Annotated in this window: 14 protein-coding genes; 8 read left to right on the forward strand and 6 right to left on the reverse strand. The window is 72.1% G+C overall.

Features of this window, described 5'->3' with window-relative positions; all coding sequences use genetic code 11:
• Positions 1-13: 13 nt before the first annotated feature.
• Both ACTWJ8_RS23365 and ACTWJ8_RS23370 read right to left on the reverse strand, forming a co-directional pair.
• Positions 14-787: an SDR family NAD(P)-dependent oxidoreductase gene (locus tag ACTWJ8_RS23365; RefSeq protein ID WP_356374794.1), complete on the reverse strand. Its 774-nt coding sequence runs from the start codon at positions 785-787 to the stop codon at positions 14-16.
• A gap of 70 nt (positions 788-857) precedes the next feature.
• A complete protein-coding gene (locus tag ACTWJ8_RS23370; RefSeq protein WP_443260178.1) occupies positions 858-1526 on the reverse strand; it encodes an MOSC domain-containing protein in 669 nt (222 codons plus the stop codon).
• An 81-nt stretch (positions 1527-1607) separates the two neighbouring features.
• Here ACTWJ8_RS23370 and ACTWJ8_RS23375 point away from each other — a divergent pair, with 81 nt between their 5' ends.
• Positions 1608-2504, forward strand: coding sequence for a LysR family transcriptional regulator (locus tag ACTWJ8_RS23375; RefSeq protein ID WP_356374788.1), 897 nt, complete (start codon positions 1608-1610; stop codon positions 2502-2504).
• A 58-nt stretch (positions 2505-2562) separates the two neighbouring features.
• Here ACTWJ8_RS23375 and ACTWJ8_RS23380 read toward each other — a convergent pair whose 3' ends face one another.
• Positions 2563-2904, reverse strand: coding sequence for a WhiB family transcriptional regulator (locus ACTWJ8_RS23380; RefSeq protein WP_356374785.1), 342 nt, complete (start codon positions 2902-2904; stop codon positions 2563-2565).
• Between the two features lie 392 nt (positions 2905-3296).
• Between ACTWJ8_RS23380 and ACTWJ8_RS23385 the strand changes: the two genes are divergently transcribed.
• The 4 genes from ACTWJ8_RS23385 to ACTWJ8_RS23400 all read left to right on the forward strand — a co-directional run bounded on the left by ACTWJ8_RS23385 (position 3297) and on the right by ACTWJ8_RS23400 (position 7647).
• Positions 3297-3908, forward strand: a complete 612-nt coding sequence (locus tag ACTWJ8_RS23385) for a response regulator transcription factor (protein ID WP_003948568.1) — start codon at positions 3297-3299, stop codon at positions 3906-3908.
• Between the two features lie 276 nt (positions 3909-4184).
• Positions 4185-4772, forward strand: a complete 588-nt coding sequence (locus tag ACTWJ8_RS23390; protein ID WP_356374782.1) for a sigma-70 family RNA polymerase sigma factor — start codon at positions 4185-4187, stop codon at positions 4770-4772.
• Between the two features lie 128 nt (positions 4773-4900).
• Positions 4901-6406, forward strand: a complete 1506-nt coding sequence (gene guaB / locus ACTWJ8_RS23395) for an IMP dehydrogenase (protein ID WP_356374779.1) — start codon at positions 4901-4903, stop codon at positions 6404-6406.
• A 116-nt stretch (positions 6407-6522) separates the two neighbouring features.
• A complete protein-coding gene (locus ACTWJ8_RS23400; RefSeq protein WP_356374776.1) occupies positions 6523-7647 on the forward strand; it encodes a GuaB3 family IMP dehydrogenase-related protein in 1125 nt (374 codons plus the stop codon).
• A gap of 67 nt (positions 7648-7714) precedes the next feature.
• Here the strand turns inward: ACTWJ8_RS23400 and ACTWJ8_RS23405 are convergent, their stop codons facing one another.
• Positions 7715-8317 carry a hypothetical protein gene (locus ACTWJ8_RS23405; RefSeq protein WP_443260179.1) on the reverse strand — a complete coding sequence of 201 codons (603 nt, stop codon included), beginning with the start codon at positions 8315-8317 and terminating at the stop codon, positions 7715-7717.
• Positions 8318-8378: 61 nt separating this feature from the next.
• The gene (locus tag ACTWJ8_RS23410; protein WP_356374771.1) at positions 8379-9632 is read right to left on the reverse strand and encodes a nucleotide sugar dehydrogenase; all 1254 of its coding nucleotides are present in this window, start codon (positions 9630-9632) and stop codon (positions 8379-8381) included.
• Positions 9633-9956: 324 nt separating this feature from the next.
• Here ACTWJ8_RS23410 and ACTWJ8_RS23415 point away from each other — a divergent pair, with 324 nt between their 5' ends.
• Positions 9957-11663 carry a glycerol-3-phosphate dehydrogenase/oxidase gene (locus ACTWJ8_RS23415; RefSeq protein ID WP_356374768.1) on the forward strand — a complete coding sequence of 569 codons (1707 nt, stop codon included), beginning with the start codon at positions 9957-9959 and terminating at the stop codon, positions 11661-11663.
• A gap of 30 nt (positions 11664-11693) precedes the next feature.
• Here the strand turns inward: ACTWJ8_RS23415 and ACTWJ8_RS23420 are convergent, their stop codons facing one another.
• Entirely contained in the window at positions 11694-12731 is a 1038-nt protein-coding gene (locus ACTWJ8_RS23420; RefSeq protein WP_443260180.1) for a serine hydrolase domain-containing protein, read from the reverse strand.
• 108 nt (positions 12732-12839) lie between these two features.
• Between ACTWJ8_RS23420 and ACTWJ8_RS23425 the strand changes: the two genes are divergently transcribed.
• Together ACTWJ8_RS23425 and ACTWJ8_RS23430 are read left to right on the forward strand one after the other, a co-directional pair.
• A complete protein-coding gene (locus tag ACTWJ8_RS23425) occupies positions 12840-14819 on the forward strand; it encodes a serine/threonine-protein kinase (RefSeq protein ID WP_443260181.1) in 1980 nt (659 codons plus the stop codon).
• A gap of 92 nt (positions 14820-14911) precedes the next feature.
• Positions 14912-17014 carry a protein kinase gene (locus ACTWJ8_RS23430; RefSeq protein WP_443264973.1) on the forward strand — a complete coding sequence of 701 codons (2103 nt, stop codon included), beginning with the start codon at positions 14912-14914 and terminating at the stop codon, positions 17012-17014.
• Positions 17015-17096 lie beyond the last annotated feature (82 nt).

Consider the following 17096-nt stretch of genomic DNA (forward strand, 5'->3'; position numbering starts at 1 on the left):
CTCGGCGTTCGCCCTACTGCGGGCCGTACTTGCGGCCCGTGCGCGACGTGATGCCGCCCAGCAGCGAGCGCGGCGTCACCTTCACCACACCCATCAGGGCCTTGTAACGGGGGTCCGGGATCGAGAGCGTGCGGCCGCGCGACAGGTCCGCGAGCGCCGCCGACACCAGCTTGTCCGCGTCGAGCCACATCCACTTCGGGATGTTGCCCGTGCCCATGCCGGCCCGCGAGTGGAACTCCGTGCGGACGAAGCCGGGGCACAGCGCCATCAGCCGCACCCCGCTGCCCGCCAGGTCCTTCGCCGCGCCCTGCGTGAACTGCACGACCCACGCCTTCGACGCGCCGTAGGTGCCGCGCGGCACGAACGCCGCGACCGACGCCACGTTCACGACACCGCCGCGCCCGCGCTCCCGCATCGCGCCCGCCGCGGCCGACGTCAGCCGCAGCACCGCCTCGCAGTGCACCTTCAGCATCGTCAGCTCGTCGGCCATGGGGACTTCCAGGTAGTGCCCCTTGTTGCCGAACCCGGCATTGTTGACGAGTAGATCGACCGCCGCCTTACGGTCCGTCAAACGCGCCTCGACCGCCGCGATCCCGTCGTCCGTGGACAGGTCGGCGGTGAGCACCTCGGCCTCGATGCCGTGCCGGTCGTGCAGCTCCGTCGCCTGCTCGTGCAGCCGTTTGGTGTCCCGCGCGACGAGCACCAGATTGTGCCCGTCGGCGGCGAGTCGCCGTGCGAACGCGGCGCCGATGCCCGCGGTGGATCCGGTGATCAGAGCGGTAGTCATGCACCAAGGTTATGAGCACGGAGCGCCGCTCGTGATCACGCCCCGGCGCCCGGCGCCGGTGGTGCGAGCCCTACGAGCCGTACTTCTCGACGTACTCACGCGCGGAGCGCCGCGCCTCGGGGTGCAGCGCGTCCCCGGCCGCCAGGAGCCGGGGGAGCAGCTCCCGCGACGTCGTCACCGCCCGGAACTGGAACGCCACCGTCACCTCGTGGTCGGGCCGGTGCACCACCTCGACCGCGTCGCCCGCCCGGATCTCGCCCGGCTCGAGCACCCGCAGGTACGCCCCCGGCGCCCCCTCCTGCGTGAACCGCTTGACCCAGCCCCGCTCGCCCAGATGGCCCTGGAAGGTCCGGCACGGGATGCGCCCGGAGGTGACCTCGAGGAGCAGATCGGGTCCGACACGCCAGCGCTCGCCGATCTTCGCGCCGGAGACGTCGACCCCCTCCGTCGTGAGGTTCTCGCCGAACGCCCCGCTCGGCAGCGGCCGCTCGAGCCGCGCCGCCCACGCGTCCAGGTCCTCGCGCGCGTACGCGTACACGGCCTGATGGTCGCCGCCGTGGTGCCGCAGATCGCACACCGCGTCCCCGGCGAGCCCGCTCCCGCCGGTCCCCTTCACGCCGGGCGCGGACACCGCGACGGGGCCGCTCACCGGCCGCTTGTCGATGCCCGTGACGCCCTCGGGCTGGTCCGTGTAGTCGACAGGGGTGGCACGGCCGAGGTTCAGCGACAGAAGCTTCATGCGCGGAACGCTACGGGACCGACACCCAAAGCCGCCAGGCATTATCCGGCGCGATCCCCAAGTGTCCCTTATGCTTGAAGGGTGATCGAGGCCCGTCATCTCCGTGTCCTGCGCGCCGTGGCCGCCACCGGCTCCTTCTCCGCGGCGGCCCGCGAGCTGGGCTGCACGCAGCCCGCCGTCAGCCAGCAGATGAAGGCACTGGAGTCCTCGGCGGGCACGCCGCTGCTCATCCGCACCGGGCGCGAGATGCGGCTGACCCAGGCCGGCGAGGCCCTCGTCCGGCACGCCTCCGGCATCCTCGCCGGGCTGACCGCCGCCGAGGAGGAGGTCGCCGCGATCGCCGGGCTGCGCGCCGGGCGGGTCAGGCTCGTGTCGTTCCCGAGCGGCAGCTCGACCCTCGTGCCCACCGCCCTCGCCGCCCTGCGCGCCGAACACCCCGGCACGCGCGTGTCGCTGGTGGAGGCCGAGCCCCCGCGCTCCGTGGAGATGCTGCGCGAGGGCGACTGCGACGTCGCGCTCGCCTTCCGGTACGAAGGGGCGCACGCGGCGGAGGAGTGGGACGACCTCGTCGTACGGACGCTGTTCGCCGACCGGCTCGTCGGGCTCGTGCCCGAGGGGCACCCGCTGGCCGGGGCCGGGTCCGTCACCATCGACGCGTTCGCGGACGAGCCGTGGATCGCGGGCTGCCCGCGCTGCCGCCGTCAGCTGGTCGAGGTGTGCAGGGGTGCCGGGTTCGCCCCGCGCATCGACTTCGCGACGGACGACTACCCGGCGGTCGTGGGTCTTGTCGGCGCCGGTCTCGGCGTTGCCGTCCTCCCCGAACTGGCCATCGAGTCCGTTCGGCCCAAGGGCGCACGCACGGTGACCGTCGAGCCCGCCGTGCGCCGCGAGATCGTCGCGCTCACGCTGCCCGACCTGGCCCAGGTGCCCGCCGTCCGCGCGACGCTCGACCATCTCGCGAAGGCCGCGACGCGCTGAACACGGGTGTGGGCGCGCCGAGACGCGCCCACGACACCGACCGTGCGGAAACGTTCCTTCAGTGATGTGCGCCGCTTGCGGCGGCGTGACCTCCACTGGGTGCCGACGCGGTGACGAGCCGGTTCCTGGCCCGTCCCATGAGCTCTTCGCGCTCGTCCTCGGTGAGGCCGCCCCACACGCCGTACGGCTCGCGCACCTGTAGCGCGTGAGCAGCGCACTCCGCGCGCACCGGGCACCTCATGCAGACCTCCTTGGCCGAGTTCTCACGGGCGCTGCGTGCCGCCCCACGCTCGCCCTCCGGGTGGAAGAAGAGCGAGCTGTCCACCCCGCGGCAGGCCGCGAGGAGCTGCCAGTCCCACAGATCGGCGTTCGGTCCGGGAAGGCGGGAGAAATCTGCCATTGCTGTGTCCCCTTGTAGCCGTTCAGACGCGGATACGGTGCACATGACCGTACATCTACTGTCTAAGGAGATGAAAATATGACTCATTGCGAATCTAGCCACAGACACCAGCAAAAGGAAGGAAAACCTTCCAAATGGGGCATGGCTTGTGATGAAACATTGTGGGTCCGCCGCGCTGTCCGCACCGTGTTCGCGCCCTCACGTAGAGTGCCGAAGGAGGCCGTCCGACCCGTAACTCTTTCGAGTGACCATCGTTGAGAGTGCGTAGGCGGTTGAATGAACAAGCGCTCGGGCATGTGTCCGATTGCCTTGTTGAGTGTCGACCGCACAGGTGACGATTCGTACACAGCCTGGAGGCTCAAGGTGACGCGCATCAGCTGCGGAGGACGGTCATGACATCCGTCCTCGTCTGCGACGACTCCCCGCTTGCCCGAGAGGCGCTGCGCCGCGCGGTCGCGACCGTGCCCGGCGTCGAGCGCGTGACGACCGCGGCCAACGGCGAGGAAGTCCTCCGCCGCTGGGGCGCCGACCGCTCGGACCTGATTCTGATGGACGTACGCATGCCCGGTCTGGGCGGCGTCGAGACAGTGCGGCGGCTGCTCTCCGCCGATCCCGGTGCGCGCATCATCATGCTCACCGTGGCCGAGGACCTGGACGGCGTGGCCCTCGCGGTCGCCGCGGGTGCCCGTGGCTATCTGCACAAGGACGCCTCGCGCGCCGAGCTGCGGGCCACCGTGACGCAGGCCCTCGCCGACCCGACCTGGCGGCTCGCCCCGCGCCGGCTGCGCTCGGCCGAGATGGGCGCCGCGCCCACGCTCACCGCGCGCGAGATCCAGGTGCTCGAGGGCATGAGCCACGGACGGTCCAACGCCGAGATCGGGCGTGAGCTGTTCCTCTCGGAGGACACGGTCAAGACGCACGCGCGTCGCCTGTTCAAGAAGCTCGGCGCCTCGGACCGCGCGCACGCCGTGGCGCTCGGTTTCCGCTGGGGTCTGGTTCGCTGACGAGCCGCTGATCGGCACACCCCCGCGCCCTCCGGGGCGCGGTGGACCGCCCGTGAGGGACGCCGCTTCGGCCCGTCGCGCCGCGACTTTTCGACGCTTCGCGCGCGATGCCGCATCCTTGGGGGTGTGGAGTTCCTCGGGGACGAGTCGGGCGAGCAGGGTCAGCGAGAGGGGAGGGCGCAGGAGATGAGTTCCGGCGCACCTGCTCATAACGCTTCGGTGCACAACTACGGGCACGGTGTCACGGACCAGAAGACGTCGGGGCACCATGGACCGATGCGTGACGACGAGGCAGCGGCTCCCCAGGGGGTCATCGGTACGCTCGTCGGCCGCGCCGTCGACGGCGACGAGCAGGCCACGCACGATCTGCTCGCGCACGTCCACCCGCTCGCCATCCGCTACTGCCGCACGCGTCTGTCCCGGCTGCCGGGCGACGCGCGGCACTTCGTGGAGGACCTCGCCCAGGAGGTCTGCGTCGCGGTGCTGCTGGCGCTGCCGAGGTACAAGGACACCGGGCGCCCCTTCGAGGCGTTCGTCTTCGCCATCGCCGCGCACAAGGTCGCGGACCTGCAGCGGGCCGCCATGCGCGGTCCCGGCTCCACGGCCGTGCCGTCCGACGAGATGCCGGAGCGGCCCGACGACTCGCTCGGCCCGGAGGAGCGCGCGCTGCTCAACAGCGATGCCGCCTGGGCCAAGAAGCTGCTCGCGAACCTCCCGCAGAACCAGCGGGAGCTGCTCCTGCTGCGCATCGCCGTCGGCCTCACCGCCGAGGAGACCGGCCAGATGTTGGGCATGTCACCCGGCGCCGTCCGCGTGGCCCAGCACCGGGCCCTGAGTCGGCTGCGGGCGCTCGCCGAGCAGTAGCACGACACCCCCGGCGCGTACGTGTGAACGTACAAAGAACGCCGATGATCTTGATCGTGGAATGAGACGCCTCCGCTGGCCGTTAGCATGGACATCCGCACCGATCAAGGCCATTTGGGGAAGGTGTCATGACTGCAAACGTCGACGGAGTGCCCGACAAATTCGCGACACTCGGGCTGACCTACGACGACGTGCTGCTGCTGCCGGGCGCGTCGGACATGGCGCCCGACCAGATCGACACCGCCTCGTACGTCTCGAAGAACGTGCGGGTGAACATCCCGCTGCTCTCCGCCGCGATGGACAAGGTCACCGAGTCCCGCATGGCCATCGCCATGGCGCGGCAGGGCGGCGTCGGCGTGCTGCACCGCAACCTGTCGATCGCCGACCAGGCGAACCAGGTCGACCTCGTGAAGCGCTCCGAGTCCGGCATGGTCACCGACCCGATCACGGTGCACCCCGACGCGACGCTCGCCGAGGCCGACGCGATCTGCGCCAAGTTCCGCATCTCCGGTGTCCCGGTGACCGACGGCGGCGGCAAGCTGCTCGGCATCGTCACCAACCGCGACATGGCCTTCGAGACCGACCGCAGCCGTCAGGTGCGCGAGGTCATGACGCCGATGCCGCTCGTCACCGGCAAGGTCGGCATCTCCGGCGTCGACGCCATGGAGCTGCTGCGCCGCCACAAGATCGAGAAGCTTCCGCTGGTCGACGACGCGGGTGTGCTCAAGGGCCTCATCACCGTCAAGGACTTCGTGAAGGCGGAGAAGTACCCGAACGCGGCGAAGGACTCCGAGGGCCGGCTGCTCGTCGGTGCTGCGGTGGGTGTCGCCGGCGACGCCTTCGAGCGCGCCCAGGCGCTCATCGAGGCGGGCGCCGACTTCATCGTCGTCGACACGGCGCACGGGCACTCGCGGCTCGTCGGCGACATGGTCGCCAAGATCAAGTCGAACGCGGGCCACGTCGACGTCATCGGCGGCAACATCGCCACGCGCGAGGGCGCGAAGGCGCTCATCGACTCGGGTGTCGACGGCATCAAGGTCGGTGTCGGACCGGGTTCGATCTGTACGACGCGTGTCGTCGCCGGTATCGGTGTTCCGCAGGTCACCGCGATCTACGAGGCCTCGCTGGCCGCCAAGGAGGCCGGGGTCCCGGTCATCGGCGACGGCGGCCTCCAGTACTCCGGTGACATCGCCAAGGCGCTCGTCGCCGGCGCCGACACCGTGATGCTCGGCTCGCTGCTCGCGGGCTGCGAGGAGTCCCCGGGCGAACTGCTCTTCATCAACGGCAAGCAGTTCAAGTCGTACCGCGGCATGGGCTCCCTCGGCGCCATGCAGACGCGCGGCGACCAGCGCTCCTTCTCCAAGGACCGGTACTTCCAGGAGGGCGTCGCCTCCGACGAGAAGCTCGTGCCCGAGGGCATCGAGGGCCAGGTGCCCTACCGCGGCCCGCTGTCCGCGGTCGTGCACCAGCTCACCGGCGGCCTGCGCCAGTCGATGTTCTACGTCGGCGGCCGCACGGTTCCGGAGCTCCAGGCCAACGGCAAGTTCGTCCGGATCACCTCGGCGGGCCTCAAGGAGAGCCACCCGCACGACATCCAGATGACGGTCGAGGCGCCGAACTACAGCCGCAAGTAGTCCTCGCTTCGGCGAAGGGGCGGCCCGGCATCACCGGGACCGCCCCTTCGCCGTGTGTCAGGGATACTGGACACGCAAGGCCCAAGTGGGACCCAGATGGAAAGGCGCCCCCCAACGTGACTGAGATCGAGATCGGGCGCGGCAAGCGCGGCCGCCGCGCGTACGCCTTCGACGACATCGCCGTCGTACCGAGTCGGCGCACCCGCGACCCGAAGGAGGTCTCGATCGCCTGGCAGATCGATGCCTACCGCTTCGAGCTGCCGTTCCTGGCCGCGCCCATGGACTCCGTCGTCTCGCCGCAGACCGCGATCCGCATCGGCGAGCTGGGCGGCCTCGGCGTGCTCAACCTCGAGGGCCTGTGGACCCGTTACGAGGACCCGCAGCCGCTGCTCGACGAGATCGCCGAGCTGACGCCCGAGGCCGCGACCCGCCGCCTCCAGGAGATCTACTCCGCGCCCATCCAGGCCGACCTGATCGGGCAGCGCATCAAGGAGGTGCGCGACTCCGGCGTCGTCACCGCCGCCGCGCTCTCCCCGCAGCGCACCGCCGAGTTCTCCAAGGCGGTCGTGGACGCGGGCGTCGACATCTTCGTGATCCGCGGCACCACGGTCTCCGCCGAGCACGTCTCCGGCGCCGCCGAGCCGCTGAACCTGAAGCAGTTCATCTACGAGCTGGACGTCCCGGTCATCGTCGGCGGCTGCGCCACGTACACGGCCGCGCTGCACCTCATGCGGACCGGCGCCGCGGGCGTGCTCGTCGGCTTCGGCGGCGGCGCCGCGCACACCACGCGCAACGTGCTGGGCATCCAGGTCCCGATGGCCACCGCCGTCGCCGACGTGGCCGCCGCGCGCCGCGACTACCTGGACGAGTCCGGTGGCCGCTACGTGCACGTCATCGCCGACGGCGGCGTGGGCTGGTCCGGCGACCTGCCCAAGGCCGTGGCCTGCGGCGCCGACGCCGTGATGATGGGCTCGCCGCTGGCCCGCGCCACGGACGCGCCGGGCCGCGGTCACCACTGGGGCATGGAGGCCGTCCACGAGGACGTGCCGCGCGGCAAGAAGGTCGACCTCGGCACGGTCGGCACGACCGAGGAGGTCCTGACCGGCCCCTCGCACACGCCCGACGGTTCGATGAACTTCTTCGGCGCGCTGAAGCGGGCCATGGCCACGACCGGCTACAGCGAGCTCAAGGAGTTCCAGCGGGTCGAGGTCACGGTGGCCGACGCCACGCACAAGCGGTGACGCTGTCGCTGTGACGTAGCCGAAAACGGGTTGGGCCCCACCGGAAAGGTGGGGCCCAACCCGTTTCTTACGCGGATGCCCTCTTCGCCGCGCCGAAGGACGCGATCGCCGCCAGGGCGAAGAAGAGGAAGGTCATGGCGTCGGAGTCCTGCTGCCACACCTCGTTGAGCAGGCTGAAGTGGTCGAAGAACAGCTCCGGCACCGACAGCGGGGTCTCCTTGGAGCCGATGATCGCCTCGCCGAGCAGCTGGCCGAAGTAGACGCCGATCAGCGACAGGATCGGGCTCGCGACCAGGACGCCCGGGTTGCCGCCGCCGACCTTGCCCGCCGCGAAGCCGATGACGACGCCGACGGCCACCGCCGCGTAGCCGATCTCGTGCCGCGTCGCCCCGATGACGGCGCCGTAGGCGCTCGCCACGACCAGCATCGCCACGAAGCCCGCGAGGATGCCGAGGCCGACGTTGCCGCGCGCCGGAGCGGGCGGCGGCACCGGCACGAAGCCGCCGGGACCGCCGGGCCCGCCCTGCTGCTGCGGGAACGGGGCGTACGGCTGCTGGGGCTGCGGGGGAGCGCCGGCCGGGGGCTGCTGGGGCGGGTAGCCGTACTGCGGCGGCTGCTGCGGAGCCTTGGCGTACGGGTTGCCCTCGGGTATCGGCGGCGGCTGGGTCATGCGGTCCCCCTGGAGTGTGAAGCCCGGCACTGGTGTGCACAGAGTGGCCGCACAGTAGCAGTCAGAGGCGGTGCGCGGCCCCCGCGGGAGTGGCGCCCCTGGTGTCCAGGAGGAGCTGGGCCTTCACCGCGAGGCCCTGGAGGTCGTACGTGCGGTGCTGCTGCAGAAGGATCGTCAGGTCGGCGTCGGCCGCGGCCTCGTAGAGGGAGTCGGCGCGCGGGACCGGGCGGTCGAGGACGTTCCAGGACGGGACGTACGGGTCGTGGTAGCTGACGGCGGCGCCGAGTTGCATGAGGCGGGTGGCGATCTCCTCGGCGGGGGCGGCCTGTTGGTCGGCGAGGTCGGGCTTGTACGTGATGCCGAGGAGGAGGACGCGGGCGCCGCGGGCGGACTTGCCGTGCTCGTTGAGGAGGGTGGCCGCGCGCTGGACGACGTACGACGGCATGTGGTTGTTGACCTGGCGGGCCAGTTCCACCATGCGCAGCGGGCGGGTGGGGAGGTGGGGGCCCGTCAGGTCCTGGGGGAGGGCGTGGCCGCCGACGCCGGGTCCCGGGCGGAAGGCCTGGAACCCGAAGGGCTTGGTCTCGGCGCAGCGGATGACGTCCCACAGGTCGACGCCGAGGTCGTGGCAGAGCACGGCCATCTCGTTGACCAGGGCGATGTTGACGTGCCGGTAGTTGGTCTCCAGGAGGTGGACCGTCTCCGCCTCGCGCGGGCCGCGGGCGCGGACGACCTTGTCGGTGAGGCGGCCGTAGAAGGTGGCGGCCGACTCGGTGCACGCCGGGGTGTGGCCGCCGATCACCTTGGGGGTCGACGTGTAGGGGTGCAGGCGGTTGCCGGGGTCGACGCGGCCGGGGGCGTGCGCGAGGTGGAAGTCGCGGCCCGCGCGCAGGCCGGAGCCCTCTTCGAGGACGGGGAGCAGCAGCGTCTGCGTGGTGCCGGGCGGCACCGGCGACTCGATGATCACCGTGGTGTGCGGGCGGAGCCGGGCGGCGAGGGTGCGGGTCGCCTCGACGACCGGGGTGAGCATCGGCGCGCCGTCGGGGCCCTGCGGGGTGGGGGCGCAGATCACGGCGGTGCGGACGCGGGAGAGCTCGGCGGGGTTGGCCGTGGGGCGGAAGCCGGCGGAGAGCATGCGGCGGAGGTCGGCGGCGGTCAGGGCCGCCGCGTCGCCGCCGCCGGGGAGCCGGCCCGCCGCGAGGTCCCTCGCACGGTCCGGATCGTGGCCGACGGTCGCGATACCGGCTGCCACGGCGGCCTGCGCGAGGGGCAGGCCGAGGTGGCCGAGGCCGATGACGGCGAGGTCTGCGGGCATGGCGGTTGCCGTCCTTTCCCGAGGAGCGGACCCGGGCATTAGCCGGAGCGGGACGAGCGCGCAAGCCCTGTGGACAGGACGAGCGAGCGCACTGTCAGACTAGGAGTAAATATGACCGATATGCGGCATTGTCCGATCTTGGATTTGCGAGTGTTGCGCCGCGAGTCTCCGCATGTCGTCCACAGGTGCACGCCCGCTGGTGGCCCGAACCGGGCAGGGGGTGAAGAATCGGGGCATGTAGGAACGGCGAGCCGTGTGCTTCGAGGTGCATGAGGCCGGGAACACCACACGCGTGAGCCACGCCGACGACAGCGGGAGGCAGCAGTGAAGGCAGCGACACTGGGACCCGAGCAGCGTGCACAGGCCCTGGCGGCCATGGCCGAGCGCGAGCTGGACATTCTCGTGGTGGGCGCCGGAGTGGTGGGCGCGGGCACGGCGCTCGACGCGGTGACGCGCGGCCTGTCCACCGGGATCGTGGAGGCGCGGGACTGGGCGTCGGGCACGTCGAGCCGTTCCAGCAAGCTGATCCACGGCGGGCTCAGGTATCTGGAGATGCTGGACTTCGCGCTGGTCCGGGAGGCGCTGAAGGAGCGCGGGCTGCTGCTCGAGCGGCTCGCGCCGCACCTCGTGAAGCCGGTGCCGTTCCTCTATCCGTTGCAGCACAAGGCGTGGGAGCGGGTGTACGCCGGGTCGGGCGTCGCGCTCTACGACGCGATGTCGATGGCGCGCGGGCACGGGCGCGGCCTGCCGATGCACCGGCACCTGTCCCGCAAGCACGCGCTGCGGGTCGCCCCCTGCCTCAAGAAGGACGCGCTGGTCGGCGCTCTCCAGTACTACGACGCGCAGATGGACGACGCGCGGTACGTGGCGACCCTCGTGCGCACGGCCGCGATGTACGGGGCGAAGGCCGCGAACCGCGCGCGGGTCACCGGTTTCCTGCGGGAGGGCGAGCGGGTCGTCGGGGCGCGGGTGGAGGACGTCGAGGGCGGCGGCGAGTACGAGATCCGGGCCAAGCAGGTCGTGAACGCGACGGGCGTGTGGACCGACGACACGCAGGCCATGGTCGGCGAGCGCGGGCAGTTCCACGTACGGGCGTCCAAGGGCATCCATCTGGTCGTGCCCAAGGACCGGATCAACTCGACGACCGGTCTGATCCTGCGGACCGAGAAGAGCGTGCTGTTCGTCATTCCGTGGGGGCGGCACTGGATCATCGGGACGACCGACACCGACTGGGACCTCGACAAGGCGCACCCGGCGGCGTCCAGCGCGGACATCGACTACCTGCTCGAACACGTCAACTCCGTGCTCGGCGTCCCGCTCTCGCGCGATGACGTGCAGGGGGTCTACGCGGGCCTGCGGCCCCTGCTGGCCGGCGAGTCCGACGCCACCAGCAAGCTGTCGCGCGAGCACACGGTGGCGCATCCCGCGCCGGGGCTCGTGGTCGTGGCGGGCGGCAAGTACACGACGTACCGGGTGATGGCGAAGGACGCCGTCGACGAGGCGGTGCACGGGCTCGACCAGCGGGTCGCCGAGTGCGTCACCGAGGAGGTGCCGCTGGTGGGCGCCGAGGGGTACCGGGCGCTGTGGAACGCGCGGGCGCGGATCGCCGCGCGCACCGGGCTGCACGTGGTGCGGGTCGAGCACCTGCTCAACCGGTACGGGGCGCTCGCCGAGGAGGTCCTCGAACTCGTCGCCGACGACCCCGGGTTGGGGGCACCGCTCGGTGGCGCCGACGACTATCTGCGGGCCGAGGTCGTGTACGCGGCCTCGCACGAAGGGGCGCGACACCTCGACGACGTGCTGACGCGGCGGACCCGGATCTCCATCGAGACGTTCGACCGGGGGACGCGGTGCGCCCGGGAGGCGGCGGAACTCATGGCGCCCGTCCTCGGCTGGGACAAGGACCAGGTGGAGCGGGAGGTCGAGCACTACGAGAAGCGGGTGGAGGCGGAACGCGAGTCCCAGCGCCAGCCGGACGACCTCACGGCCGACGCGGCCCGCCTCGGGGCCCCGGACATCATCCCGCTCTGACCGCCCCTCGGGCCGGGCCGTGGTCGAGGGTCACGTGGAAGTGCAGAACTCCGACTCCAGGACGCGGCGTTCTATCGAGGTGCTGTGGGACAGAGTGGCCTTTGTCGTGCGGTAGGTGACGACCTGTGAGCCCGTGCGCGTCGCGGCGGTGCGGACGTAGGTGTGGGCTATGCGGCCGTTGTGGCCCCAGACCGTGGTGCCGCAGGGGAGTTTCTCCGGGTAGAGGCCCATGCCGTAATGGCCGTTCGCGGGGCGGGTGTTGAGCATGGTGCGGAGGGCCGCGGGTGGCAGGAGGCGGCCCTCCAGGAGTGCGGCGTAGAAGCGGTTCAGGTCCGGGAGGGTCGAGATCAGTTCGCCGGACGCGCCCGCCGTGCGCGGGTCGAGGCGGACCGCGTCGGGGCCGTGGGGCCGGGGGACCGTCGTGCGGGTGCCGGGGAACGACGTGCCGGTGAGGTGGAGCGGGTCGATGACGCGGCGGCGCACCTCGGAGGCGTAGGAGCGGCCCGTGACCTGATGGATGATCATGCCGAGGAGCACGTAGTTGGTGTTGGAGTACGACCATGTGCCGGGGCGCGTCGTCCGGGGTTCGGACACGGCGAGCTCCGCGACGGTCTGCGGGGCCAGCGGTATGCGGCCGTGCGTGGCCGCCGTGAAGTCGTACAGGCCGCTCGTCTGGGTGAGCAGCGAGCGGACCGTGAGGTCGCCGACGCCCCGCAGGGTGGGGAGATATGTCGTGACGTGTGCGGAGAGCTTCAGGCGGTGCTCGACGGCGAGTTGGAGGATGACCGTCGCGATGAAAGTCTTGGTGATGCTGCCCGCGCGCAGATGGTCGGAGCGGGTGAGGCGGGGACTGGTGGTGGCGAAGTGACCTGCGGTGCCCGCCGTGGCGAGCAGCGCCGCGGACGGGGCCTTGCCTCGTGTCACGAGCAGCGGAAGAGTGTCGTCCGCGGGTGCCGTGGGACCCGCCCCGTTGGTCTGGGCCAGCCAGATGACGGCCACGGTCAGCGGTATGGCCAGGAGTGTCCGGAGCGCGGCCACGGAGGTCCCTTCGGCGGTGCGGGCCACCATTGTGGGACGTTCCTGTGCGTGTCGGGTGGGGGTGACCCGGCGCGCGGAGTGGTGGTCCAGTGATGGGACAATGAAGGCTCTGTCAGGGCGGGTTGCTAGAGGGGACGCATGTCGGAGGCGGAGCGGGCGGGCGAGGCCCGTGAAGACAAGGGCACTCGTCAGGATTCATCCGGTCGGGACGCTCATGGGGCTTCCGAGAAGGCCCCGGAGGGCCGGCTGCTCGCCGGTCGTTACCGGCTCGGCGACGTGCTCGGCCGCGGCGGTATGGGCACCGTGTGGCGGGCCAAGGACGAGACGCTCGGGCGCACGGTCGCGGTCAAGGAACTGCGCTTCCCGAACGCCATCGACGAGGACGAGAAGCGCCGCCTGATCACGCGCACGCTGCGCGAGGCCAAGGCGATCGCGCGGATCCGCAACAACGGCGCGGTGACCGTCTTCGACGTCGTCGACGAGGACGACCGCCCCTGGATCGTGATGGAGCTGGTCGAGGGCATGTCCCTCGCCGAGGCGATCAGGGAGAACGGGCTGCTCGAACCCCGGCGCGCCGCCGAGGTCGGCCTGGCCGTGCTCGACGTGCTGCGCTCCGCGCACCGCGAGGGCATCCTGCACCGCGACGTGAAGCCGTCGAACGTGCTGATCTCCGAGGACGGCCGCGTCGTCCTCACCGACTTCGGCATCGCGCAGGTCGAGGGCGACCCGTCCATCACCTCGACCGGCATGCTCGTCGGCGCCCCCTCGTACATCTCGCCGGAGCGCGCCCGCGGCCACAAGCCGGGCCCCGCGGCCGACCTGTGGTCGCTCGGCGGTCTGCTGTACGCGGCAGTGGAGGGCGTCCCCCCGTACGACAAGGGCTCGGCGATCGCCACCCTGACCGCCGTGATGACCGAGCCGGTGGACCCGCCGAAGAACGCGGGGCCGCTGGAGCCGGTGATCTACGGGCTGCTCGCCAAGGACCCCGACCAGCGGCTCGACGACGCCGCCGCGCGGGCGATGCTCAACGACGTCATCCACGCGCCCGAGCCGAAGCCCGCCCCCGAGCCCGAGCCGGTCGAGGCCACGAAGGTGGTGCCGATCCCGCCCGCCCCCGCGCCCAGGAAGCGCAGGGAGAAGGGCGCTTCGGCCGCGAAGGCGGGTGCCGTGGCGGCCGCTGCCGCCGCGGGGGTCGCCGCCCGCCGCGACGAGGCCGCGGAGAAGATGCGCGGCGCCCTGAAGAGCGTGCGGAAGGCGGCCGCCGCCGCGACCGCGCCGAAGGGGCGGACGGAGCCCGCGGCGACCGCGCCCGCAGGACCCGCCGCGGGGGCCGGACGCCCCGGCGGCGCCGCGGTCCTCGCGGACGCGCTGCGGCAGCGCGCCCTCATGATCGGTGCGCTCGTCGTCGCGCTCGTCGTGCTCGCCGGCATCCTCGCCCTCACCCTGAACGGCGGGGACGGCGAGGACGCGAAGGGCGGCGACAAGGGCGCGTCGGCCGGGCCCACCGCCGGTACGGAGGGCAAGAACGGCGAGGACGGCCAGGGCTCGGGCAAGGACGACGGCAAGGCGGCCGGCGGCGGCGAGAAGTCCGACGCGGCCTCGCCCTCCGGGAGCGCGGACGGCTCGTCCGCCCCCGGCAAGGACGCCTCGCCGAGCGGCGACGACGCGAGCAAGAAGCCCGGCACCGCCGTCGAGCAGACGTACAAGCACTCGCAGGGCTTCTCGATCGGCCTGCCCAAGGGATGGAAGTACGTCAAGACGGAGGCGGCCGGCGCCCGCTTCACCGGGCCCGACGGCCAGCGGCTACTGGTCGGCTGGACCACCAGCCCCAAGTCCGACCCGGTCGCGGACTGGCGCAACCAGGAGCGGTACATGCGCCGCTCCCAGTACCACCGCGTGCGCATAGCGTCCGTCGACTACCGGGACTGGAAGACCGCGGACTGGGAGTTCACGTACTCCGACGGCGGCACGAAGTGGCACTCGATAGACCGCGGCACCGTCGTGAACGGCTCGCTCGGTTACGGGCTGATGTACACCGCCAAGGACGCCGACTGGGGCGGCAAGCAGCGTAAGACGACCTGGAAGACATTCACACAGACGTTCAAGCCCAAGTCCTGAACCCAGGGGCCGCACGGCACGTATCGTGAGTGCCTGTGGACCGTGCGCGGTCGCTCGGCAAGGCGGAGCCGGTGGGAACAGGGGGATGCGTCGTGGACGAGTACGCGGGACGGGTGCTCGCCGACCGGTACCGGCTGCCCGCCCACGCCTTCGACGCGTACGAGTCCGGGGCCGGGAGCCGGGCCTTCGACACCTACAGCGGGCAGGAAGTCCTCGTCAGGCAGGTGCTGTTGCCCGAGGTCGTCGAGGCCGAGGTGCTGGACGCCGACGGACTGCCCGAGGGCTTCAGGGCGGACGGCGGCACCGGACGCGGCGGCGCCGAACCGTCCGTGGCGCGCGCCGTCGAGGCCGCGCAGGCCGCCGCGCGGATCCCCGACCACCCCCGGCTCGACCAGGTCTTCGACGTGTTCGCCGAGGGCGGTTCGCTGTGGATCGTGAGCGAACTCGTCGCGGCGCGGCCGCTGTCGGCGCTGCTCGAGCGCGGGCCGCTCACCCCGTACCGCGCGGCCGAGGTCGCCGCCGACGTGCTGACCGCGCTGCGGGCGTTGCACGCGCACGGGTGGGTGCACAGGAACGTCACGGCACGCACGGTGCTGGTGTGCGACGACGGGCGCGTGATGCTCACGGGGCTCGCCGTCGGTGCGGCGGAGGAGGCGCTGTGCGGGTACGACGTGGTGCCGGCTCCTCCGGAGGAGGACGAGGACGTCGTCGAGGAACCCGTCCGGGACGACTACCGGGCGGCCAGGGCGGGGGCCGTCGCGGCGTACCGGGCGGGCGCGGTCGCCGCTCGGGCGGAGTCCGCCCCCGCGCTGCCCGTGCAGCCGTCCCGCTGGCGGGAGTTGATACCCGAGGCCGAAGGCGCTCACGACTCGGGGCTCCGGCCCGGACCTCGCGCCTCGAACGCCGGCGGGGCCGTACATGCCGAGCGGGCCCGGCAGGTGCGGATGACCGTGGTCGGGCCCGTCACCGAGCGGTGGGCGCCCGAGCAGGCGCATCCGGTGCAGGAGAACTGGCAGTTGGCGGCGCCCGTCGGGCCCGCCACCGATCTGTGGGCGCTCGGCGCCCTGCTGTTCCGCGCCGTGCAGGGGCACGCCCCGTACCCGGAGGAGTCCACGCCTGAGCTGGTGCAGATGGTGTGCGCTGAGCCGCCCGCGTTCGCCGAGGAGTGCGGCCCCGTGCGACCGGTCGTGGAGTCGCTGCTGCGCCAGGACCCCACCGAGCGGCTCGACATCGAGGAACTGCGCGGCTGGCTGCGCTCGTTGGTGCGCTCCGCGCCGGAGCCGGAGGCGGGGGCGAACGTCATCCCGGCGCCCGCCTTCGACGCGGCCCGGCTGCCCGTCGTACGCCGCAGGGGAGAGCTGGTCCGCAGGCGCAGGGCGCGCGTTCCGGCCACGTCCGCGCAGCACGGCAGGCACAAGCGGGGCCGGGCCGTGGAGCGGGCGCCGAGGCCGCAGCGCGCGCCCCGTGAGCGGCGCCCGAGATCGCTGGGGCGCTGGCTCCTCGTGCTCATCCTGCTCGGGCTCGTGGGCGCGGTGGCGTACGCGATGGCGTTCATGCCGAAGGCGGGCGAGGGCACGGGCACCGGGGCCGCGGGCGCCCGGCAGGAGAACGCGGCGGGCGTCGCGCCCTCCCCCTCGTCCAAGGAGCCGAAGGAGCCGGAGGGGCGGACCGAGCCCTCGCCCTCGTCCCCGCAGGGGAAGCGCAGTTCGACGCCCTCGTCCACCGAGCCGCAGTCCGACGTGGCCGCCGGCTTCGTGCTGCGCAAGGACGACGCCGGGTTCGAGGTCGCCGTCGCCAAGGGCTGGCAGCGCACCGGCAAGAACGGGCGGGGGCAGGTCGTGTACGGGCACGGCGCGTTCCGGCTCATCGTCGTCCCGGGCCGCGACTCCACCGCCTCGTACGGCAAGGACCCCATGACGTACCAGCGCGAGGACGAGCGGGAGCTGCAGCCGTTCAGGGACTCGACCTGGGCCACGTCGAGCGGCATGAAGAGCATCGACGTCGGCGGGCGCCGGATGGCCGAGGGGCAGTTCACCTGGCAGGGCTCCGACGGGCGCGAGATGTACGTCCGCAACCTCGCGATGGTGATCGACGGCAAGTACCACGTGGTGCAGGTGCGCGGCCCCGAGGCCGAGCGGGACGAGGTGTCGCGGCTGTACCAGCAGGCGTACTCGACGTACCGCTACGGCGGTTGAGCCCGCCGCGAAGCGTCACAGTGCGGTCTCCGTCGTACCCCTGCTGTTCCTTGCAGGACGCGTGATCCCTAGTGTGAACCGC

It is taken from the genome of Streptomyces sp. SDT5-1 (genome assembly GCF_052245995.1).
Taxonomy (GTDB): Bacteria; Actinomycetota; Actinomycetes; order Streptomycetales; family Streptomycetaceae; genus Streptomyces.